This window comes from Variovorax sp. AB1(2024) (genome assembly GCF_037482385.2).
GTDB lineage: Bacteria > Pseudomonadota > Gammaproteobacteria > Burkholderiales > Burkholderiaceae_C > Variovorax.
Genome location: NZ_JBBHKP020000001.1, coordinates 5,363,149 through 5,384,268, shown reverse-complemented (window position 1 = coordinate 5,384,268; position 21,120 = coordinate 5,363,149). Strand labels below are relative to the sequence as shown.

At 67.5% G+C, this 21,120-nt stretch carries 20 protein-coding genes; 17 read left to right on the top strand and 3 right to left on the bottom strand.

The window, feature by feature from the left end; translation table 11 throughout:
• Positions 1 to 2,100: a methionine--tRNA ligase gene (metG, locus tag WIX39_RS25175; RefSeq protein ID WP_409196129.1), complete on the bottom strand. Its 2,100-nt coding sequence runs from the start codon at positions 2,098 to 2,100 to the stop codon at positions 1 to 3.
• A gap of 326 nt (positions 2,101 to 2,426) precedes the next feature.
• Here metG and WIX39_RS25170 point away from each other — a divergent pair, with 326 nt between their 5' ends.
• The 5 genes from WIX39_RS25170 (at position 2,427) to WIX39_RS25150 (ending at position 6,318) form a co-directional block, all read left to right on the top strand.
• Positions 2,427 to 2,969 carry a hypothetical protein gene (locus WIX39_RS25170; protein WP_409196128.1) on the top strand — a complete coding sequence of 181 codons (543 nt, stop codon included), beginning with the start codon at positions 2,427 to 2,429 and terminating at the stop codon, positions 2,967 to 2,969.
• A 200-nt stretch (positions 2,970 to 3,169) separates the two neighbouring features.
• Complete coding sequence (locus tag WIX39_RS25165) at positions 3,170 to 4,201, top strand: isocitrate/isopropylmalate dehydrogenase family protein (protein ID WP_409196127.1); 1,032 nt, start codon at positions 3,170 to 3,172, stop codon at positions 4,199 to 4,201.
• Positions 4,202 to 4,282: 81 nt separating this feature from the next.
• Positions 4,283 to 4,969 carry a YceH family protein gene (locus WIX39_RS25160; RefSeq protein WP_081265976.1) on the top strand — a complete coding sequence of 229 codons (687 nt, stop codon included), beginning with the start codon at positions 4,283 to 4,285 and terminating at the stop codon, positions 4,967 to 4,969.
• Positions 4,970 to 5,057: 88 nt separating this feature from the next.
• Positions 5,058 to 5,522, top strand: a complete 465-nt coding sequence (locus tag WIX39_RS25155; RefSeq protein WP_409196126.1) for a hypothetical protein — start codon at positions 5,058 to 5,060, stop codon at positions 5,520 to 5,522.
• A gap of 199 nt (positions 5,523 to 5,721) precedes the next feature.
• A complete protein-coding gene (locus WIX39_RS25150; RefSeq protein WP_106937068.1) occupies positions 5,722 to 6,318 on the top strand; it encodes a DUF4337 domain-containing protein in 597 nt (198 codons plus the stop codon).
• On the opposite strand, the gene WIX39_RS25145 is transcribed toward WIX39_RS25150, so the two are convergent.
• Positions 6,315 to 7,523 carry a patatin-like phospholipase family protein gene (locus tag WIX39_RS25145; RefSeq protein ID WP_409196125.1) on the bottom strand — a complete coding sequence of 403 codons (1,209 nt, stop codon included), beginning with the start codon at positions 7,521 to 7,523 and terminating at the stop codon, positions 6,315 to 6,317. The genes WIX39_RS25150 and WIX39_RS25145 overlap by 4 nt on opposite strands.
• Before the next feature lie 76 nt (positions 7,524 to 7,599).
• Between WIX39_RS25145 and apbC the strand changes: the two genes are divergently transcribed.
• The 4 genes from apbC to WIX39_RS25125 all read left to right on the top strand — a co-directional run bounded on the left by apbC (position 7,600) and on the right by WIX39_RS25125 (position 11,898).
• A complete protein-coding gene (gene apbC, locus WIX39_RS25140) occupies positions 7,600 to 8,691 on the top strand; it encodes an iron-sulfur cluster carrier protein ApbC (RefSeq protein WP_106937070.1) in 1,092 nt (363 codons plus the stop codon).
• Positions 8,692 to 8,693: 2 nt separating this feature from the next.
• Positions 8,694 to 9,638, top strand: coding sequence for a LysR substrate-binding domain-containing protein (locus WIX39_RS25135; protein ID WP_409196124.1), 945 nt, complete (start codon positions 8,694 to 8,696; stop codon positions 9,636 to 9,638).
• Positions 9,639 to 9,763: 125 nt separating this feature from the next.
• Complete coding sequence (locus WIX39_RS25130; RefSeq protein ID WP_081265965.1) at positions 9,764 to 11,461, top strand: OFA family MFS transporter; 1,698 nt, start codon at positions 9,764 to 9,766, stop codon at positions 11,459 to 11,461.
• Between the two features lie 89 nt (positions 11,462 to 11,550).
• Complete coding sequence (locus WIX39_RS25125; RefSeq protein WP_081265964.1) at positions 11,551 to 11,898, top strand: winged helix-turn-helix domain-containing protein; 348 nt, start codon at positions 11,551 to 11,553, stop codon at positions 11,896 to 11,898.
• Positions 11,899 to 11,984: 86 nt separating this feature from the next.
• Here the strand turns inward: WIX39_RS25125 and WIX39_RS25120 are convergent, their stop codons facing one another.
• On the bottom strand, positions 11,985 to 12,215 hold the full coding sequence (locus WIX39_RS25120) for a hypothetical protein (protein WP_106937705.1): 231 nt from the start codon (positions 12,213 to 12,215) through the stop codon (positions 11,985 to 11,987).
• Between the two features lie 110 nt (positions 12,216 to 12,325).
• Between WIX39_RS25120 and modB the strand changes: the two genes are divergently transcribed.
• From modB to WIX39_RS25080, 8 genes are all read left to right on the top strand, one after another.
• Complete coding sequence (gene modB / locus WIX39_RS25115) at positions 12,326 to 13,009, top strand: molybdate ABC transporter permease subunit (protein WP_081265963.1); 684 nt, start codon at positions 12,326 to 12,328, stop codon at positions 13,007 to 13,009.
• Positions 13,010 to 13,036: 27 nt separating this feature from the next.
• The gene (gene modA / locus WIX39_RS25110; protein ID WP_106937072.1) at positions 13,037 to 13,786 is read left to right on the top strand and encodes a molybdate ABC transporter substrate-binding protein; all 750 of its coding nucleotides are present in this window, start codon (positions 13,037 to 13,039) and stop codon (positions 13,784 to 13,786) included.
• A complete protein-coding gene (locus tag WIX39_RS25105; RefSeq protein WP_106937073.1) occupies positions 13,783 to 14,574 on the top strand; it encodes an ABC transporter ATP-binding protein in 792 nt (263 codons plus the stop codon). Before modA ends, WIX39_RS25105 begins: the two co-directional genes overlap by 4 nt.
• A gap of 82 nt (positions 14,575 to 14,656) precedes the next feature.
• Positions 14,657 to 17,005 carry an FdhF/YdeP family oxidoreductase gene (locus WIX39_RS25100; protein WP_106937074.1) on the top strand — a complete coding sequence of 783 codons (2,349 nt, stop codon included), beginning with the start codon at positions 14,657 to 14,659 and terminating at the stop codon, positions 17,003 to 17,005.
• The gene (locus tag WIX39_RS25095; protein ID WP_081265957.1) at positions 17,002 to 17,292 is read left to right on the top strand and encodes a hypothetical protein; all 291 of its coding nucleotides are present in this window, start codon (positions 17,002 to 17,004) and stop codon (positions 17,290 to 17,292) included. The genes WIX39_RS25100 and WIX39_RS25095 overlap by 4 nt, the downstream gene beginning before the upstream one ends.
• A gap of 19 nt (positions 17,293 to 17,311) precedes the next feature.
• Complete coding sequence (fdhD, locus tag WIX39_RS25090) at positions 17,312 to 18,190, top strand: formate dehydrogenase accessory sulfurtransferase FdhD (protein WP_106937706.1); 879 nt, start codon at positions 17,312 to 17,314, stop codon at positions 18,188 to 18,190.
• A gap of 230 nt (positions 18,191 to 18,420) precedes the next feature.
• A complete protein-coding gene (locus WIX39_RS25085; RefSeq protein ID WP_106937075.1) occupies positions 18,421 to 20,187 on the top strand; it encodes a ShlB/FhaC/HecB family hemolysin secretion/activation protein in 1,767 nt (588 codons plus the stop codon).
• A gap of 72 nt (positions 20,188 to 20,259) precedes the next feature.
• Complete coding sequence (locus tag WIX39_RS25080; protein ID WP_409196123.1) at positions 20,260 to 21,105, top strand: hypothetical protein; 846 nt, start codon at positions 20,260 to 20,262, stop codon at positions 21,103 to 21,105.
• Positions 21,106 to 21,120: the final 15 nt, after the last annotated feature.

Here is a 21,120-nt window from a genome sequence, read left to right as displayed (position 1 = left end):
TCAGCGCACGCGCATGCCCGGCGTCGCGCCCGGCCACGGCTCGAGCACGTGGATGCCGGGGTGGGCCTTTTCGTCGCCGTGGCTCGCGGCCAGCACCATGCCTTCGCTGATGCCGAACTTCATCTTGCGCGGCGCGAGGTTGGCGACCAGCACCGTGAGCTTGCCCACGAGCTGCTCGGGCTGGTAGGCCGAGGCGATGCCGCTGAACACGTTGCGGGTCTTGCCTTCGCCCGCGTCGAGCGTCAGGCGCAGCAGCTTGGTCGAGCCTTCGACCTTCTCGCAGGCCACGATCTTCGCGATGCGCAGGTCGATCTTCGCGAAGTCGTCGATGGTGATGGCGGGCGCGATGGCTTCGCCGCCGGGCAGCTCCTGGGCTTCCGTCGCTGCGGCGGGTGCCGCAGCGGGTGCCTCGGGCGCATCGAACAGCTTGTCGACCTGCTTGGGGTCGGCGCGCTGCATCAGGTGCTTGTAGTCGCCGATGGCGTGGCCCGCGGGCAGAGACTGCGCCGCGTCGGCCCAGACCAGCGGCGAGGTCTTCAGGAAGGCCTCGACGTTCACCGCCAGCGCCGGCAGCACCGGCTTCAGGTACAGCGTGAGCAGGCGGAAGGCCTCGATGCACACGGTGCACACGTCGTGCAGGCGCGCCTCGGCGCCTTCCTTCTTGGCCAGCTCCCAGGGCTTGTTCTGGTCGACGTACTCGTTCACCTTGTCGGCCAGCGCCATCACCTCGCGCAGGGCGCGGGCGTAGTCGCGGCCGTCGTACAGCGTGTGGATCTGGGTGGCCGCGTCGCGCAGCGTGAACAGCAGCGCGTCGCCGTCGGCCGACACCTCGCCCAGCCTGCCGCCGAAGCGCTTGCCGATGAAGCCCGCCGCGCGGCTGGCGATGTTGATGTACTTGCCCACGAGGTCGCTGTTGACGCGCGCCACGAAGTCCTCGGGGTTGAAGTCGATGTCTTCGTTGCGGCCGTTGAGCTTGGCCGCGATGTAGTAGCGCAGCCATTCGGGGTCGAGCCCGATCGACAGGTACTTGAGCGGGTCGATGCCTGTGCCGCGGCTCTTGCTCATCTTCTCGCCGCTCACCGTGAGGTGGCCGTGCACGTACACGGCGTCGGGCGCCTTGCGGCCGCTGAAGTGCAGCATCGCGGGCCAGAACAGCGTGTGGAAGGTGATGATGTCCTTGCCGATGAAGTGCACCTGCTCCAGGTCGGGGTCGGCCATGTACTCGGTGTACGAGATGCCGTCGCCGCCGAGTTCGATGCAGCGCTTGTCCAGCAGGTTCTTCAGCGAAGCCAGGTAGCCCACGGGCGCGTCGAGCCACACGTAGAAGTACTTGCCCGGCGCGTCGGGGATCTCGATGCCGAAGTAGGGCGCGTCGCGGCTGATGTCCCAGTCGCCGAGGCCGCCCTTGCCCTCGTCGTCCTTGTAGAGCCATTCGCGGATCTTGTTCTGCACCTCGGACTGCACGTGGCCGGGGGCGGCGGTCCATTCCTTCAGGTAGGCCTCGCAGCGCGGGTCCGACAGCTTGAAGAAGAAGTGCTCCGAGCTGCGCAGCTCGGGCTTGGCGCCCGAGAGGGCCGAGTAGGGATTGATCAGCTCGGTGGGCGCGTACACGGCGCCGCACACCTCGCAGTTGTCGCCGTACTGGTCCTTCGAATGGCAGTTGGGGCACTCGCCCTTGATGAAGCGGTCGGCCAGGAACATGCCCTTTTCGGGGTCGTAGAACTGCTCGACGCTCTTGGTGCTGATCAGGCCGTTGGCCCGCAGGTCGCGGTAGATGTCCTGCGCGAGCTGGTGGTTCTCGGGCGCGTCGGTCGAGTGCCAGTTGTCGAAGGAGATGTAGTAGCCGTCGAGATACGGCTTGCGGCCGGCCGCAATTTCAGCCACGAAGGCCTGCGGCGTCACGCCGGCCTTGTCGGCCGCGATGGTGATGGCCGCGCCGTGCGCGTCGTCGGCGCAGACGAAGTTGACCTCGGCGCCGTTCATCCGCTGGTTCCGCACCCAGATGTCGGCCTGGATGTATTCCATCATGTGGCCGATATGGAACTTGCCGTTGGCGTACGGCAGGGCGGTGGTGACGAAGAGCTTGCGCGGGGCGGACATCGGGAAGGGCGCTTTCGGAGTGGCTGACGGGGAACCGGGCATTTTAGGTGGCGGCGTCCGGCCATGGGTTGGATGCCGGCATCGCCCCCTCGAACCTCGCTTCCCGGGCTGCTTCGCTCCCTTGGGAACCGCCTTGAGGTGAGCTGAAAAATCAGTCAAATCCGCATGGCATCATTTCCGCTCCAAAACACAGGGAGGATTCGATGCACAGTGCTAAGTCATTTGGTTTCAAGGCGATTCTGGGAGCGGCGTTTGCGGCCGCTGCGACCACCAGCGCCATCGCCGCTGCACCATCTTTTGCCGATTGCTTCAAGCTGAAGCCCGGCGTGAGCTACACGTTGAGCGACCGCTCGAAGATCCAGATCATCAAGGCCCGGTTCGCGGGCAAGGCGGCCATGAGCGTGGTGAGCACCGACGGCGGCGTCAAGACCGCGAAGTTCTTCGATGAAACCGGCCGCCAGCGGCTGGGTTCCGAGCAATACGGCGTCGCGGCCCTGGGAGGCAACGCGAGCAAGGTCGTCATCAAGGAAGTCTTCTCGGCACCGTTTCCCGAGGTTCCGGCTGACATCAAGCCGGGCGGCAATTTCAAGCTGGCCGGCAAGGGCGTGAAGACGACGAGCGCAGGCAACGAGGCCTTCGACTTCGCCAACAAGTACCAGTCCGAGCATGTCTTCGTGGGTTTCGAGAACCTGGAGCTGAAGCCGAACTACAACGCTCGCACTTTCGAAAACGTCTGCCATGTGCGCTCGCGCGGCGAGGACAACTCGGTCGACTCCTGGTACGCGCCCGAGTACGGTGTCATCAAGATGCAGGTGAAGACCGCCAAGGGCGAGTCGCTCTTCAGCTACGAACTCGACGGACTGGAATGACGTTGAGGCGTGAAAGGGATGCCGGCTGTAAAACCAGCCGCGCATCCCCCGGGGCGTAAGGCTTTGGCCCCACGGTGCGGGCGCACCGTGGGATGATCCCGGCGTAGACCGCCCGGCGAGTGCGCGCGACCTCCGCCACACCCGATGCAGGGAAGCCGGTCTCCGCAAATTCCTCGTCAACCGACCTGAGCGCCCAACCCATGACCACCTCCATTCCCGCAACCCTGATCCCCGGCGACGGCATCGGCCCCGAAATCGTCGACGCCACGCTGGCCGCGCTCGATGCGCTGGGCGCGCCCTTCGAATGGGACCGCCAGATCGCCGGCCTGGGCGGCGTGGTGGCCGCCGGCGACCCGCTGCCGCTGGCCACGCTGGACAGCATCCGCCGCACCCGCCTCGCGCTGAAGGGGCCGCTGGAAACGCCATCGGGCGGCGGCTACCGCTCGTCGAACGTGCGGCTGCGCGAGGAGTTCCAGCTGTACGCCAACCTGCGCCCCGCGCGCACCATCATTCCGGGCGGCCGCTTCGACAAGATCGACCTGGTGGTCGTGCGCGAGAACCTCGAAGGCCTGTACATCGACCACGAGCACTACGTACCGATCGACGGCGACCCGCACGCCGTGGCCATGGCCACCGGCATCAACACCCGCCAGGGCAGCCGCCGCCTGCTGGAATACGCCTTCGAGACGGCCGTGGCCACTGGCCGCAAGAAGGTCACGATCGTGCACAAGGCCAACATCATGAAGGCGCTCACGGGCATCTTCCTGGAGACCGGCCTGGACCTGTACGAGAAGAAGTACAAGGGCAGGTTCGAGCTCGACACGGTCATCATCGACGCCTGCGCCATGAAGCTGGTGCTGAACCCCTGGCAGTTCGACATGCTGGTCACGACCAACCTGTTCGGCGACATCCTGTCCGACCTGGTGGCGGGCCTGGTCGGCGGCCTGGGCATGGCGCCCGGCGCCAACATCGGCGCCGACGCCGCGATCTTCGAGGCGGTGCACGGCTCCGCGCCCGACATCGCCGGCAAGGGCATCGCCAACCCGACCGCGCTGCTGCTGGCCGCCGCGCTCATGCTCGACCACGTCAGGCTGCCCGAACTGGCCACGCGCCTGCGCACGGCCATCGACGAGACGCTGAACATCGACAAGGTGCGCACCGGCGACCTGGGCGGCACGGCGGGCACCGAGGCGTTCACGAAGGCGCTCGTCGCCCGCATCAACGGCGGCTGAGTTTCGCCGCATGGGGCTTGCGACGCGGTCGCGCCCCGTGCCGTGCCTTGCGTTTTCATTTCCGAGAATTTCCGTCGAGCCATGTCCAATCCGTTGCCCGTCCTGTCCCTCCTCGAAACCCGTGTCCTAGGCGTGCTGGCCGAGAAGCAGCGCACCGTGCCCGACAGCTACCCGCTCACGCTCAACTCGCTGGTGTCGGGCTGCAACCAGAAGACCAGCCGAAACCCGGTGCTCGAGCTCACCGAGTCGCAGGTGCAGGCCGCCATCGACAGCCTGAAGGGCTACAGCCTCGTCGCCGAAACCAGCGGCGGGCGCGCCTACCGCTACGAGCACAACATCGACCGCGTGCTGCGCATTCCGTCGCAGTCGGTCATCCTGCTGACCGTGCTGATGCTGCGCGGCCCGCAGACGGCGGGCGAGCTGCGCATCGCCTGCGACCGCATGCACAACTTTGCCGACATCTCGTCGGTCGAGGGCTTCCTCAACGAACTGGCGGAACGCCCGGCCGGTGCGCTGGTCGTCAAGCTGGCGCGGCTGCCCGGTGCGCGGGAAAGCCGCTGGGCGCACCTGTTGAGCGGCACGCCGGCGGAAGAAGTCGCCGGACCGGGGAGCGCATCGTCCGACGCCGCCCATGCGCCGCACGACGTGTCGCTGGGCGAGGTCGCGGCGCTCAAGGCCAACGTGGCGCGGCTCGAAACCGAGGTGGCGTCGCTCAAGGCGCTGCTCGGGCGCGTGTGCTCCGAGCTGGGGATTTCCGCAACGGACTGATTCCGGTACTTCACACGGGCTTCACGCAGCCCGCGCATCCGCTGCCTAACTTCGTGCCCATTGCCAACTCTTCAATGGAGCACCGGACATGGACCACGGACAGATCGCCGCATGGCGCGATTACATGCCTTTCGACGACATCAGCCGGCGCCTGCTCGGCTGGCTCGCGGCACTGGCCGGCATCGCAAGCCTCTATGCGTTCTTCTGGTGGGCCGCATCGGCCACCGGCTTCCTTCTGTTCGACGGCTGGTGGCACACCTGGCGCGGCCTGGGCACCGCGCTCGCTTTCCGCGATGCGGATTCGGCCTTCTACCTGCTGAGCTGGGTGCTGTCGGTCTTCGGCGGCCTGTTCGGCTGGGTCGCGCTCATCGGCTTCGCGGCGGCGCACCGGCGCGGCTGGGAGGCGGTGCCGGCGTGGATTAAGTTCGGCTGCCTCGTCGGCGCGGTGGCCGGGCTGGCCTTCGAGCCCGGACGGCTGCTGGCGCTGGCGCCCATCGTGTGTGCGGTGCTGATGCTGCTGCGCTCGATGCTGCCGGCGCAGCCTGTGCGTTGAGGGTTGCGCACTTCTGGCGCTTCCTGCAGCCTGCCGTCGACCTGTTCATGACGGTGACCGACGCCCAGGCCGTGCAGGCAAGTGGCTGCTGCGGGAGCACCGGTAGGCGCAAGCGTGCCCCGGCGCGTTGAGGCAACTGTCATCGGCGGGCGTGCATACTCGCGCGCCCCCACCCCAGCATCGCTTCAACAAGGATCCCATGTCAGGACACGGCTTTCACGTGCACGGCCCGCACGATCACGAACTCGAACACGCCGCCTCGGGCGGCGGCCACGGCCAAGAGGCCGGCGGCATGAGCATGACCAGCAAGATCGCGATGTGCACCGCGGTGATCGCCACCTTCGGCGCGATCTTCTCGTACATGGGCGGCGCCACGCAGGCCAACGCCGGGCTCTACAAGAACAATGCCGCGATCAAGAAGACCGAGGCGTCCAACCAGTGGAATTACTTCCAGTCGAAGAGCACCAAGCAGGCGCTGGCCGAGTTCGCGCGCGACACCGCGACGGACGACAAGCGCCAGGGCTGGCAGGTCAAGGTGAGCCGCTACGAGCAGGAGAAGACCGAGATCCAGGCGGCCGCGAAGAAGCTTGAAGAAGAGGCGAGCCGCTGGGACGCCCAGTCGGAGGAGCAGATGCACCAGCACCACCGCTGGGCGCAGGCAACCACCGTCCTTCAGGTGTCGATCGCGCTGGCCGCCATTGCGCTGCTCACAAGGAAGAAATGGCTGGAGCGTGCGATGTTCGGCGTGGCCGCCGCGGGTTTCGCGGTGGGCGTGCTCGCCGCGCTGCACATCTAGGCCGCGCTTGCGGGGCTGCCCCAGCCGAAGAACCGCAGCACCTCGTCGCGCTGGCTCATTGCGTCGGCGCGGCCCAGCGCCATCAGCTCGCGCGTGTAGGCCGACTCGAACAGCAGGTAGCTCGCAAGCGCGCCGCCCTTCACGTCGGCCGCCACCTTCGAGCCGCCCAGCAGGTATCGCACCGCGCCGGGCAGGGCGTCGACATGGCGCGCCGCGATCACGTCGAGGCGCTCCGACGGCGAGATCACCAGCAGGTCGAGCGGACGCAGCCCGCTCGCCGCCCGCGCTGCCTCGGGAATGAGGCTCAGCGTGTGGTTGACGCGGTGCAGCCGCTCGATGTCGACCGCCAGCGCATCCAGGAAGATGCTCGACAGCGCATGGCCCGCGATCTGCGCCATCGTCGGATAGCCGGTGTGGGTGTTGGGGCCAGGCGCTTCGCGCGGCTCGTGCATGCGCCCGGCGCCTATCACCACGATGCGCTGCGCGCCCAGGTGGATGGCCGCTGCAATCGGTGCCGACTGGCGCATCGAGCCGTCGCCGAAGTACTCGATGTGGTCCTGCTGCATCGGCAGCGCGGTGGCCGGGAACACGAACGGAATGGCCGATGAAGCCAGCAGGTGCGCATGGGTGATGCGGTCGCGCACCGAGATCCGCTGCGAGCGCACCCAGGGTTCCATGGGCACGGCCGCCTCGAAGAAGGTGACGTGCTCGCCCGAGCTGTAGCTCGAGGCCGTCACCGCCAGCGCCTGCACGTGGCCGTCTTTCATGAGCTGCGGCAGGCGGTCGAGCTGCACAAGGCGCTGCAGCAGCTCTGCCAGCGGCGAGTTGTCCAGCAGCGACCTGGGCTTCACGCGCATCCAGTTGGCCGCGAAGCGCCCGAGCCCGAGCAGCATGCGCCAGCGCGCGCCGCTGCCGATGACGGAAAGCGAGTCGGCCTTGTACACCTGCTCGGCGCGGAACTGGCTCCAGACTTCGGCGATGTGCGCCACCACGTGGTCGAAGCTGTCGGCGCCGCAGGCCAGCGCGGCAGCGTTGATGGCCCCGGCGGAGGTGCCGGTGATGACCTGGAAGGGACTGCCGGCGCCGGCAGCGGGGCCGGCGGCACGCCGGATCTCGGCGATGGCCTCCAGCACGCCCACCTGGTAGGCGGCCCGGGCGCCGCCCCCGGTGAGCAGGAGGCCGGTGACGGGGCTTGTCTCTGGCATTTTTTGGTTATTGAGGAGCTGTTCGATGAAGGCCCGGAGAGCGCACTAGACTACCGGCCATTCAGGAGTTTGATCAATGGCACTCACCCCAGAAGGGCTGACGGACGCGCTCAAGGCCGTCGCGGACCCTAACACCGGCAAGGAATTCGTGGCGAGCCGGTCGCTCAGAAACCTCCAGGTCTCGGAGGGCGACGTGTCCTTTGACATCGAGCTCGGCTACCCCGCCAAAAGCCAGCACGCGGCCATCCGCAAGGCGCTGGTGGCGGCCGCCAAGACGGTGCCGGGCGTGGAGAACGTGTCGGTCAACATCGTCACCAAGGTCATCAGCCACGCGGTGCAGCGCGGCGTGCAGCTGATGCCCAACGTCAAGAACATCATCGCGGTGGCCTCGGGCAAGGGCGGCGTGGGCAAGAGCACCACGGCCGCCAACCTGGCGCTGGCGCTGGCCTCCGAAGGCGCCACGGTGGGCCTGCTCGACGCCGACATCTACGGCCCGAGCCAGCCCATGATGATGGGCATCGAAGGCCGCCCCGACAGCGCCGACGGCAAGACCATGGAACCCATGGAGCGGCACGGCGTGCAGGTCATGTCGATCGGCTTCCTGGTCGACCAGGACCAAGCCATGATCTGGCGCGGCCCCATGGCCACGCAGGCGCTGGAGCAGCTGCTGCGCCAGACCAACTGGAAAGACCTGGACTACCTGATCGTCGACATGCCGCCGGGCACCGGCGACATCCAGCTCACGCTGAGCCAGCGGGTGCCGATGACGGGCGCGGTGATCGTCACCACGCCGCAGGACATCGCGCTGCTCGACGCCAGGAAGGGCATCAAGATGTTCGAGAAGGTGGGCGTGCCGATCCTGGGCATCGTCGAGAACATGGCAGTGCACATCTGCTCGAACTGCGGCCATGCCGAACACATCTTCGGCGCCGACGGCGGCAGGAAGATGGCGGCCGAATACCAGATGGAATACCTCGGCGCGCTGCCGCTGGACATCAAGATCCGCCTGCAGGCCGACAGCGGCGCGCCTACGGTGGTGTCCGACCCCGAAGGCGATGTGGCGGGCATCTACAAGGCCGTGGCGCGCCGCGTGGCCGTGGGCATCGCCGAGAAGGCGAAGGACTTTTCCTCCAAGTTCCCCACCATCTCGATCAGCAAGAACACCTAGGCATGAACCTGCTCGCCTCGATGCGCTATCTGGTTGCGCTCAGCGAGCACAAGCACTTCGGCCGCGCCGCGCAGGCCTGCCACATCACCCAGCCGGCTCTGTCCAACGCGCTGCGCGCGCTGGAAAGCGAGTTCGGCGTCGTCATCGTCAAGCGGGCCCGGGTGTACGTGGGCCTCACGCACGAAGGCGAGCGCGTGCTGGCCACCGCGCAGCGCATGCTGCGCGAGAACGACGTGCTGGTGCAGGAGCTGCGCAGCACGGAGGGCGACCCGCATGGCCGGCTGAGCATGGCGGCCGTGCCCACGGCCATTCCCATGCTGTCGCGCTTTGCGGCCATGCTGCAGCAGCGGCATCCGGGCATCGTGCCCGCGGTGCTGTCGATGAGTTCGCAGGAACTGGAGACCGGGCTCGAGAGCCTGTCGGTCGACCTCGCGCTCGGCTACACCGAGCGCATGCACCTGCCGGGCATCAAGCTCAAGGCCTGGCCGCAGAGCATCGAACACTACTTCCTGCTGCGGCGCGCGAAGATGGCGTCGGCCGACCATCTGCGCATCGGCAAGCCCATGCCGTGGGCCGAGGCCGGCAAGCTGCCGCTGTGCCTGCTCACGCCCGACATGCACAACCGCGCCATCATCGACCAGGCGCTGCGCGAGGCCGGTATGCCGGTGGCGCCGGCCATCGAGACCAACTCGGTGCTGACGCTCGCGCTGGCGGTGAGCGTCGGCACGGTCAGCAGCGTGCTGCCGGGCGCGATGGTGGCGGCGGTGCGCAGCCATCGCGAGCTGGAAGCGCTTCCGCTGGTGTCGCCCGAGGTGCGCACGCCCATCGGCTTCATGACGCAGGACGGCGTGCGAAGTTCGCGCGCGCTCGACGCCGCACGGGCTTTCCTGCAAACGCCCGAGTGGCAGGCACAGGTGCAGCAGCACAGCGGCACGCTCGGCGCCTAGCGTCGCTCATTCAAAAATTGAATCGGGGCATGCGCTGATCGAATTTGACGGCGCATGAAGCGCTCACTCACACTCCGCGGCCAACATTCGGCAACAAATTACACATCAGGCGAACAAGGAGAAACATGGCAGGCTCATCTGCAGGCGTTCTTGAAGGAGAGCGCATCGGTGGAGGCGGATCGCAACGGCAACCCGGCTTCCTGGAAAAAGAACGCATCATCGCGGGCCCCGGTTTCAACCGCTGGCTGGTACCCCCGGCCGCACTGGCCATCCACCTTTGCATCGGCATGGCCTACGGCTTCTCGGTGTTCTGGCTGCCGCTGTCGAAGGCGCTGGGCACTGCCGGCACCGGCGCACAGGCCTGCGCCAAGGACATGAGCTTCTTCGCGGAGCTGTTCGCCACCAACTGCGACTGGCGTGTGGCCACGCTCGGCTGGATGTATACGCTGTTCTTCGTCTTCCTCGGCTGTTCCGCGGCCCTGTGGGGCGGCTGGCTCGAACGCGCGGGTCCGCGCAAGGCCGGCGTGGTGTCTGCGCTGTGCTGGTGCGGCGGCATGCTGCTGTCGGCACTGGGCATCCACCTGCACCAGTTCTGGCTGATGATCCTCGGCTCGGGCGTGATCGGCGGCATCGGGCTGGGCCTGGGCTACATCTCTCCGGTGAGCACGCTGATCAAGTGGTTCCCCGACCGCCGCGGCATGGCGACCGGCATGGCCATCATGGGCTTCGGCGGCGGCGCGATGATCGGCTCGCCGCTGGCGGTCGACCTGATGAAGCGCTTCTCCACCACCACCGACGTGGGCGTGATGCAGACCTTCGTGGTCATGGCCATCGGCTACTTCGTCTTCATGATGGCCGGCGCGCTGGGCTACCGCGTGCCGCCCTCGGGCTGGAAGCCCGAAGGCTGGACGCCGCCCCCGGCGCAGACCAGCAACACCATGATCACGCAGCGCCACGTGCACGTGAAGAAGGTCTGGGGCATTCCGCAGTTCTGGCTCGTGTGGCTGGTGCTGTGCATGAACGTGAGCGCCGGCATCGGCGTGATCGGCATGGCTTCTCCGATGCTGCAGGAAGTGTTCGGCGGCGCGCTGATCGACCTGCCGGCCAAGTACGGCCAGCTCGACAAGACCCAGCTGGCGGCCATAGCGGTGGTGGCGGGCGGCTTCACGGCGCTGCTGTCGCTGTTCAACATCGGTGGGCGCTTCGTGTGGGCGAGCCTGTCGGACAAGCTGGGCCGCAAGCTCACCTACACGGTGTTCTTCGTGCTCGGCGCCGTCTTGTACGCGAGCATTCCCTCGTCGGCCGGCGCGGGCAGCAAGCTGCTGTTCGTGGGCGCATGCTGCGTGATCGTGTCGATGTACGGCGGCGGCTTCGCCACCGTGCCGGCCTACCTGGCCGACCTGTTCGGCACGCAGTTCGTGGGCGCCATCCATGGCCGCCTGCTTACCGCGTGGGCCACCGCGGGCATCCTCGGCCCGGTGGTGGTGAACTACATGCGCGAATACCAGCTGGGCCTGGGCCTGCCGCGCGAGCAGGTCTACAACCAGACCATGTACATCCTGGTGGGCATGCTGGTGATCGGCTTCATCGCCAACCTGCTGGTGCGCCCGGTGGCCGACAAGCACTTCATGACCGACGCCGAACTGGCGGTCGAGAAGAAGCTGGCGCACGAGAAGGCCTCCGCGGCCGAAGTCGGCAGCGGCTCTGGCCGTGCCGACACGGTGAGCCCGCTGGTGGTGGCGCTGGCCTGGGTGGCGGTGGGCATTCCGCTGGCCTGGGGCGTCTACAAGACGCTGGTGAGCGCGGCCAAGTTCTTCAACTGACCGCGGCTGTCCGGGCGACGCCGCCGCGCTTGGGCGGCTCGCACCGGGCAGACAATGGCGCTCCGCATTGGTTTACGCTTCGCGCCAACATGAAATCCAAAGTCCAGTTCCGCCTGCGCATCTACCGGGACGACGCCATTGCCATCGGCCCCGGCAAGATCGCGGTGCTCGAGGCCGTGGCCGAGACGGGATCGATTTCCGCGGCGGCCCGCTTGCTCGGCATGTCGTACCGCCGCGCCTGGATGCTGATCGACGAAATGAACAAGGCGCTGGTCTCGCCGGCCGTGAACACCGCCGCCGGCGGCTCGCGCGGCGGCGGCACCGCGCTGACGCCGGTGGGCGAGGAAATCGTCAAGCACTACCGGGCCATCGAGAACGCGGCGCGCCTTGCCGCATCGGCCGACATTCGCGCGCTGACGCGTCTGCTCGCGCCATGAAGGCCGAAACCCTCGAGCGCGCCGGCTGGTTCGGGGCCGGGCCCGATCAGCTGCCGGGCACGCGATCCGGCGACAGGATCGGCTGATCAGGGCGCAGCATGCGCTGCATTGCGGCGCAATACTTCGCCGATGTCGTTGGCGTCGGCCTCGGCCACCAGGAAAGACTGGCTCTCGCCGTCGGGCGCGGTGATGGACAGCACGAAGCCCGCGGCGTCCATGGCACGCTCGATGCGCCACTCCTGCACCTGCGTCACGTGGCGAAGCTCCGGCCTGCCTGAGATCGAACGGACAACGGTGTCGTGGGCGGATGGGCGCATGGGTTCCAGGGTGTCCAACGCTATATCCACCAGTATATGAAGACTCATCGGTTTGCGCACCCCCATGACAACCTCGGGGCTGCGCGTGTAACAATCGCCGCCGTATTCCAATGAACACGACGAATTCACTCATCGCCTCGACCGACTGGTTCCCGCTGGTGCTGTCGCTCAAGGTCGCCGCCGTGGCCACCGTGCTGGCGCTTGTCGCCGGCGTGGCGCTGGGCTGGATCTTCGCCCGCAAGAAGTTCTTCGGCAGCAGCGTGCTCGAGGCCGTGTTCATGCTGCCGCTGGTGCTGCCGCCCACCGTCATCGGCTACGCCATCCTGGTGGCGGCCGGGCGCCGCAGCCCGCTGGGCGCGTGGCTGCGCGAGCACCTCGACTACACCATCATCTTCAGCTGGCACGGTGCCGTGGTGGCGTCCGCCGTGGTGGCGCTGCCGCTGGTGCTCAAGTCGGCCAGCGCCGCGTTCGCCGGGGTGGACCGCTCGCTCGAGGCGGCGGCCAGCACGCTGCGGCAATCGCCGTTCTCCGTGTTCCTGCGCGTCACGCTGCCGCTGGCGTGGCCCGGCATCCTGGCCGGCACGCTGCTGGCCTTCGCGCGCGCCATGGGCGAGTTCGGTGCCTCGCTGATGGTGGCCGGCTCCATTCCCAAGCAGACCCAGACGCTGTCCATGGCCATCTACGACGCGGTGCAGGCGGGGCATGACGATCTCGCGCTGCTGCTGGTCATCGTGACTTCGCTGCTGTCTATCACCGTGCTGGTGCTGTCGAACCGCTTCTTTTCTCTTCGCTGATTTCGTTTCAACCATCTGGAGTTGTCCATGCGTCCGTTTCGCCTTCTGTCGTTGGTTCTTGCGCTCGCCTTGCCGCTGGTTGCGGGCGCGCAGCAGATCACCGTGTCCGCCGCCGCCAGCCTGACCGACGCATTCAAGGAAATCGGCCCCAAGTTCGAGGCCGCCAAGCCGGGCGCCACCGTGCGCTTCAACTTCGCGGCCTCGGGCGTGCTGCTGCAGCAGATCGGGCAGGGCGCGCCGGTGGACGTATTTGCCAGCGCCGACCAGGAAACGATGAACCGCGGCGTCGAGCAGAAGGCCATCGACGCCGCCACGCGAAAGGACTTCGTCACCAACAGCCTGGTGCTGATCGAGCCCGCCACGGGCGCCGTGGGCGTGAAGACCCTGCAGGACCTGGGCGGCGCCAGCGTCAAGAAGATCGCCGTGGGCAAGGTCGCGACCGTGCCGGTCGGCCGCTACACCAAGCAGGTGCTCGACGGCGCCAACCTGTGGACCACGCTCGAGCCCAAGTTCGTGCAGGCCGACAGCGTGCGCCAGGTGCTCGACTACGTGAGCCGCGGCGAGGTCGAGGCCGGCTTCGTCTACCGCACCGACGCGGCCGTGGCCGGCGACAAGGTCAGGATCGCCTTCACGCCCACCGGCCATACACCGGTGACATACCCGATCGCCGTGGTGGCCGACAGCAGGCAGAAGCCGCTGGCCGGCGACTTCATCGCGTTCCTGTCGACGCCCGCCGCGCAGGAAGTGCTCACGCGCTACGGTTTCGGCAAGCCATGATCGACGTCGATATGAAGCTCTCGGTGCAGGACGGGGCACGCCGCTTCGACCTGGCCGTGCGCTTTCAGACCGACGTGCCCTTTGCCGCGCTCTACGGCCCGTCGGGCGCGGGCAAGTCGCTCACGCTGCAGGCCATCGCGGGGCTTCTGCAGCCGTCGGCCGGCCATGTGCGGCTCGACGGCCGCACGCTGTACGACGCGACCCGGGGCATCGACGTGCCCGCGCCGGAACGCCGCATCGGCTACCTGTTCCAGGACTACGCGCTGTTCCCGCACCTCACGGTGCGCCAGAACGTCGGCTTCGGCCTGACCGCGTGGCACCGCCGCAGGCCGTCCGCAAAGGATGCCGAGCGCGTGCAGGCGCTGCTGGAGAGCTTCGGCCTCGCGGCGCTGGCAGACAGCCGCCCGCGCAACCTCTCGGGCGGCCAGCAGCAGCGCGTGGCGCTGGCGCGCGCACTGGCCTGCGAGCCGCAGGTGCTGCTGCTCGACGAGCCCTTCGCCGCGCTCAACCCCATGCTGCGCAGCGAACTGCGCAACGAGCTGGCCCAGGTGCGCAAGCAGTGGGGCATTCCGGTGCTGATGATCACGCACGACATCGAGGACGTGCTCGCGCTGGCCGACGTGGCCTTCGTCTACAGGGACGGCCAGGTGGTGCGCGAGATCGATCTGCACAACGCCGAAAGCCGCGAGTTTGCGCTGCATGACATCGCAGGCGCGCAGGTTGTTGAAGAGACGCCGCTGCGCAGCAAGCTGCGCGGGTTGCTGATGCAGGACGCGCGCGGCGCCTGAGGCCTCGCTTCATTTCCATTTTGAATCGCCGCATGTGCCGATCCAATTTGACGGCAGGCCCCCGCGCGCGAACACTCCCGGCATGAGCGAGCAGAAGATCGAGTTTTACAAGGGCCCCGCCGGCGGCTGGGGCGCTTTGCGCAGCGTCACGAATGCACTGCTGCGGCAGGACATTCCCATCAAGGGTGCGAAGACGCTGCTGTCGGCCAACCAGCCCGACGGCTTCGACTGCCCCGGCTGCGCCTGGCCCGACCGCAACCACGCCTCCACCTTCGAGTTCTGCGAGAACGGCGTCAAGGCCGTGGCCGCCGAAGCCACCGCGCGCCGTGCCGGCCCCGAACTGTTCGCGAAGCACACCGTGGCCGAACTGGCCGAGCAGAGCGACTTCTGGCTCGAGGACCAGGGGCGCCTCACGCACCCCATGGCCTACGACGCGGGCAGCGACAAGTACGTGCCCATCGAATGGGACGACGCCTTCGCGCGCATCGCGCAGCACCTGAACGCGCTGCCCGACCCGAACCAGGCCATCTTCTACACATCGGGCCGCGCGAGCAACGAGGCCGCCTTCCTGTACCAGCTGTTCGTGCGCGAATACGGCACCAACAATTTCCCCGATTGCTCGAACATGTGCCACGAGCCCAGCGGCAGCGGCATGCGCCCGCAGCTCGGCGTGGGCAAGGGCACGGTCACCCTCGACGACTTCGAGAAGGCCGACGCGATCTTCATCTTCGGCCAGAACCCCGGCACCAACCATCCGCGCATGCTGGGCGAGCTGCGCGCGGCTTCCAGGCGCGGCGCGCGCATCGTGAGCTTCAACCCGCTGCGCGAGCGCGGCCTGGAGCGCTTTGCCGATCCGCAGGACAAGCTCGAGATGGCGACCATGGGCTCCACGCCCATCAGCACGCACTACTTCCAGCTGCGCGTGGGCGGCGACTTCGCCGCCATCAAGGGAATGATGAAGCACGTCATCGAGCGCGAGGACGCGGCCGTGGCGCGCGGCGAGCCCTCGGTGCTCGACCATGAATTCATCGCCGCCCACACCGTCGGTTTCGAGTCGCTGGCGGCCGACCTGCGCGCCGAGTCGTGGGACATCCTAGTGCGCGAGTCGGGCCTGAGCGAGGCGCAGATCCGCGCTGCCGCCGACGTGTACCTGGGCGCCAGGCGCGTCATCGCGTGCTGGGGCATGGGCATCACGCAGCACCAGCATTCGGTGGCCACCATCCAGATGATCGGCAACTGGCTCATGCTCTGCGGCCACGTGGGCCGTGAGGGCGCGGGCGCCTGCCCGGTGCGCGGGCACAGCAACGTGCAGGGCGACCGAACCATGGGCATCTGGGAAAAGCCGCCGGCCGCGCTGCTCGACCGGCTGCAGCAGGTGTTCGGCTTCGAGCCGCCGCGCCAGAACGGCGTCGACACGGTCGAGGCCATCCGGCTCATGCTCGACGGCAAGGGCAAGGTGTTCTTCGCGCTCGGCGGCAACTTCGCGGCCGCCACGCCCGACACCTACCAGACCTGGAAGGGCCTGCAGCAGTGCGACTTGACGGTGCACGTGACCACCAAGCTCAACCGCAGCCACGTGATCCACGGGCGCGAGGCGATCATTCTTCCGTGCCTGGGCCGCACCGAGATCGACATGCAGGCCAGCGGCCCCCAGGGCGTGACGGTGGAAGACTCCATGAGCATGGTGCACATCTCGATGGGCATCAACCCGCCTGCGTCCGAGCACCTGCTGTCCGAGCCGGCCATCGTGGCGCGGCTCGCGGCCGCGACCATCGGCGCGCGCAGCAGGACGCCGTGGCTCTGGCTGGTGGAAGACTACGCGCGCATCCGCGACAAGATCGAAGCCGTGTTCGACGACTTCAAGGACTTCAACACGCGCGTGGCGCACCCCGGCGGCTTCCGCCTGCGCAACACCGCGAGCGAGCGGGTGTGGAACACCGCGTCGAAGAAAGCTGTTTTCTTCACGCACGCGGTGCCGCTGGACACCCATTCGCACCGCGCCCGCGCGCGCTTCGCGAAGAAGGGCGACACCATCGTCTTCACGCTGCTCACCACGCGCTCGCACGACCAGTACAACACCACCATCTACGGCATGGACGACCGCTACCGCGGCGTGTTCGGCCAGCGCCGCGTGGTCTTCATCAACAAGGAAGACATCCGCCAGCTGGGCATGAAGGACGGCGACTGGGTCGACATCCAGACCGTGTGGAGCGACGGCCAGGAGCGCCGCGCCGACCGCTTCAGGCTCGTGGCCTACGACATCCCTCGCGGCAACCTCGCGGCCTACTACCCCGAGACCAATCCGCTGGTGCCGCTGTCGTCGGTGGCCGAGAACGCGGGCACGCCGACCTCCAAGTCCATTCCCGTGGTGCTGTCGCTGCATGCGGCGCCTGCCCCGGCCCCGTCAGACGCTGATACCGTGGCGGCATGACCGCCGCTTCCTTCGACGCCGATTCCTTCTCCATCGCCATCCTGCGCGCCCTTGCCGAAGCGCCGGGCGAGGGCGGCATGTCGCTGCCGCGCCTGGGCAAGCGGCTGGGGCAGGGCGCGAGCGTGGTCATGCGCCAGCTCACGCTGATGGGCGATGCCGCCATCGGCGGCGTGCGCGGCCCCGGCTGGGTGCGCGTGGTGCAGCTGGACGACCGCTGGGTCGCGCACCTCACCGACGCCGGGCGCGCACGGGTCGACGCCCTGCCGGCTGACGAAAACCCCGGCTGAGCGGACAATGGCCGCGGCCATGCAAGACGACCCCATCCCCGAACCCGATTCCCTGCCGCCACTTGCGCGGCACGCCGTGCATGTCTTCGGCGAGCGCGGCCTCGCGCCCGAAGGCGTGGTGCGCGACGACACGCTGGCGTCCGAGGTGCCGGTGGCGCTGGTGTTCAACGGCGTCTCGCACGCGGTGATGATGGCCACGCCGCAAGACCTCGAAGCCTTCGCGCTCGGCTTCGCGCTGAGCGAAGGAATCCTCGACGCTGCAGCCGATTGCCGGGGCATCGACGTGCGGACGATCGATGCCTCCGATGCCGGATTGCCCCAGGGCATGCCCGGCATCGAAGTGCAACTGGAGATCTCCACACGCAGCTTCGAGCGCCTGAAAGACCGCCGCCGCAGCCTCGCGGGCCGCACCGGCTGCGGCGTGTGCGGCGTCGAGAGCTTCGCGGGGCTCGACCTCACGCCGCAGCGTGTGCCGCCACGCGACTGGATCGAACGCATCGACCTGGCGACAGTGCTTCGCGCCTTCGCCGCCATGCCGCCGCGCCAGGCGCTCAACGCAGAAGCCGGCGCAATCCATGCTGCAGCTTGGGCGACGGTCGACGGCGAGCTCACCGACCTGATGGAAGACGTCGGGCGCCACAACGCGCTCGACAAGCTGCTCGGCAAGCTCGCGCTGGCGGGGCGGCTCGAGGAGCCGGGCTTCGTGCTGATGTCCAGCCGCGGCAGCCACGAACTCGTGCGCAAATGCGCGCGCCTGGGCATCGCCGCGATGGCGACCATCTCCGCGCCGACCTCGATGGGCGTGCGCATGGCCGAACTCAGCGGCCTGCGTTTCTGGGGGTTGTGCCGTGCGCCGCGTGGGGTGCTTTATGCCGATGGGCTGAGCCCCGGCAACTGAAGTGCCGCCAACGCCCGACCATCGCGCGCTGATAACAAATGGTCGAATTCTGTTAATTCCAATGCCGGTGAGCAGCGCAACGGTGTTGCATATCTAACGAAATCTCCAGGAAATCTCCAGGAAATCTCCAGGAATTCTGCAAGTCACTTTTGGCCACAAATGTGCAGCCAAATGCGACATGACAATCCGCGCCCCGCAACGTATTCCTCGTTGCATTCGTCCGGGTTGTCATGCTCCTTCGATCACGCTTTCTCACGCCGCCATCACTGCGCGCAGTTTCTGTCGCTTGCCTGTGGCAGGGTGCTGCGTCGGGCGCTCTGGCTCAAGCCAACCCTTCGGCACCCCATCCCTTCGTAGAGCAACTGCGCCAGCAGGAGCGTGAGCGAGCCCTGCGGGAGCAGCAGGAGAAGTCGGTCGACAGCCATCTTCGACAATCGACGCAAAAAGATTCGGGCCGGCTGGCCGAGTCAGAGTCGCCTTGCTTTCGCGTCGAACGTCTCGCCCTGTCTGGTGAGCGTTCCGCGGACTTCCAGTGGGCGCTGGATGCCGCCGCGGGCCCGGATACAAACGACAGCCCGTTTGGCCGCTGCCTGGGCACGCAGGGCGTCAACACCGTCATGGCGCGGCTCCAGCAAGCGATCATCGCCAGGGGCTTCGTCACCACCCGTGTGCTGGCGGCGCCGCAGGATCTGTCCACCGGGCTGCTGACCTTCACACTGGTTCCCGGACGCATCGCCGCCGTCCGTGCCACTGCGGATTCGAGCACTCGCTTCGGCGGCAACCGTCTGCTGCTCGAAGGCGCGATTCCTGCGCGTCCCGGCGACCTGCTCAACCTGCGTGACATCGAGCAGGGCCTGGAGAACCTCAAGCGCACACCCACCGCCGAAGCCGATATCCAGATCGAGTCTTCGACCGCGCCCGACGCCCGGCCGGGCGACAGCGACCTCGTCGTCAAGTACACGCAGGCCCGCATGCTGCGAGGCACCCTGAGCCTGGACGACAGCGGCACCGAAGCCACCGGCAGATACCAGGCAGGCGCCACGGTCTCGGCCGACAACCTCTTCGACCTCAATGATCTTTTTTACGTCAGTGCCAACCACAGCGTGGACGGGCACGTCCTGGGCAACCCGCGACGCGGCACGGAGGGCCAGACCGCTCATTACTCGCTGCCCTGGGGCTACTGGCAACTCGGCTTCACTGCTTCGAACAGCCACTACCGGCAAACCGTGGCCGGCCTGAACCAGGACTACATCTATGCAGGCAAGGCCGACAACGCCGAAGTGAGGCTATCGCGCCTGGTCTACCGCGACCAGCGACGCAAGACCACCGTTGCGATCCGCGCCTTTCGCCGCGAGTCGCGCAGCTTCATCGACGACACCCAGATCGAGAACCAGCACCGCGTGGTCGGCGGTTGGGAGGCCAGCCTGAGCCACAAGGAGTTCATCGGCGAAGCCACGCTGGACGGCACCTTCGCCTTGCGCCAGGGCACCGGCGCCTTCGGTGCCAGGCGGGCACCCGAAGAGGCCTTCGACGAGGGCACCAGCCGCTTCCGGCTCATGACGGCAGACGTGAGCCTCAACCTGCCTTTCAAGCTCGGCGAGCAGAAGCTGCGCTATGCCGGCCAGTGGCGAGCGCAGTGGAACCAGACCCAGCTCACGCCGCAAGAACGCTTCGGCATCGGCGGGCGCTACACCGTGCGCGGCTTCGACGGCGAGACCAGCCTGCTCGGCGAGCGGGGTTGGCTGCTGCGCAACGACGTCGGTTGGGCCATGGGCCAGGGCGGAGCCGAGCTCTACGTGGGCATCGACTACGGCCGCGTGGCCGGGAGGTCGGTCGCATGGCTGCTCGGAAATCACCTGGGGGGCGGCGTGATCGGCGTGCGTGGTGCATGGCAGGGGCTGAACTACGACATCTTCATCGGCGCTCCGATCAGCAAGCCCGAGGGCTACCGCACGGCCGGGGTCACGACGGGGTTCAACCTCAACTTCAGCTTTTGAGGAGGAAGGCGCAACAGAGAAAAAGCCACATCGCATCACCCAATCAATCGCAATCACATCACACAAGATCCCATGAAAAACAAGATTCTCTTTTCGTTCTCATTGCTGTCACTTGGCCTGCTTCACGCTTGCGGTGGAGGCAGCGGCGGTGGAGGCGGCGGCATGCCGATGGGCGCCATTCCAGCCGTTGCTCCGTCGGCGACCGCAGAAGCGGCTGCAGCAGCGCCCGCAGCAGCCGACTCCGGCTCGGTCTCGGCACCGTTCGCTCGCGGCGAGCGGGCGCGCTACCTGCTGCTGGGTGTGGGTGCGCAGTCGTTCGGTGTGCTGTCGCAAAGCGAGCAGGCGGCCAGCGGCGCGATGACGCGCCTGAACGACAACACGCTGACGGGGTCGAGCGCGACGAAGGAAATCAACGGCGACGCGAACTTCGCGATCGGTCGTTGGACCGCCGGCACCGTCACGCGCAGTTCGGGCGCGGAAACCCTCACTGGCGACGACAACCGTGCGTATCACTACCTTGCACTGAACGAGCTGAAGACCCTGCCTGAGAGCGGAAGCCCCACCTGCGATGCGGGCGTCTTCACCAATCCCACCTATGTGGGCGGCGGCAGCGGCGCCGCGGCCAACAGCGGCGCGGCCAGCGGATCTTCGACGCTGGCATTCGGCAGCGAAGGCGCTGGCGTCAAGGGTGCGGTGAAGGTGACGGTCGGCGACGCCGTCGGCTCGGTGAATTTCGATACCAAGGTCAAGTCGCCATCCAGCACATCCGTGACCGGCAGCTTCCTGAGTGCGGGTGCGGGCGCCGGCATCACGCTGGGCGATCACGGCAGCGGTGCCTATGCGGTTGCCGTGGGCTATTCGGCCACCCTTCCTTCCGGCGCGCGGTACATGGGCGTCGCGAAATTCCGCTGCGCTTGAGATCGTGAGCAGGGA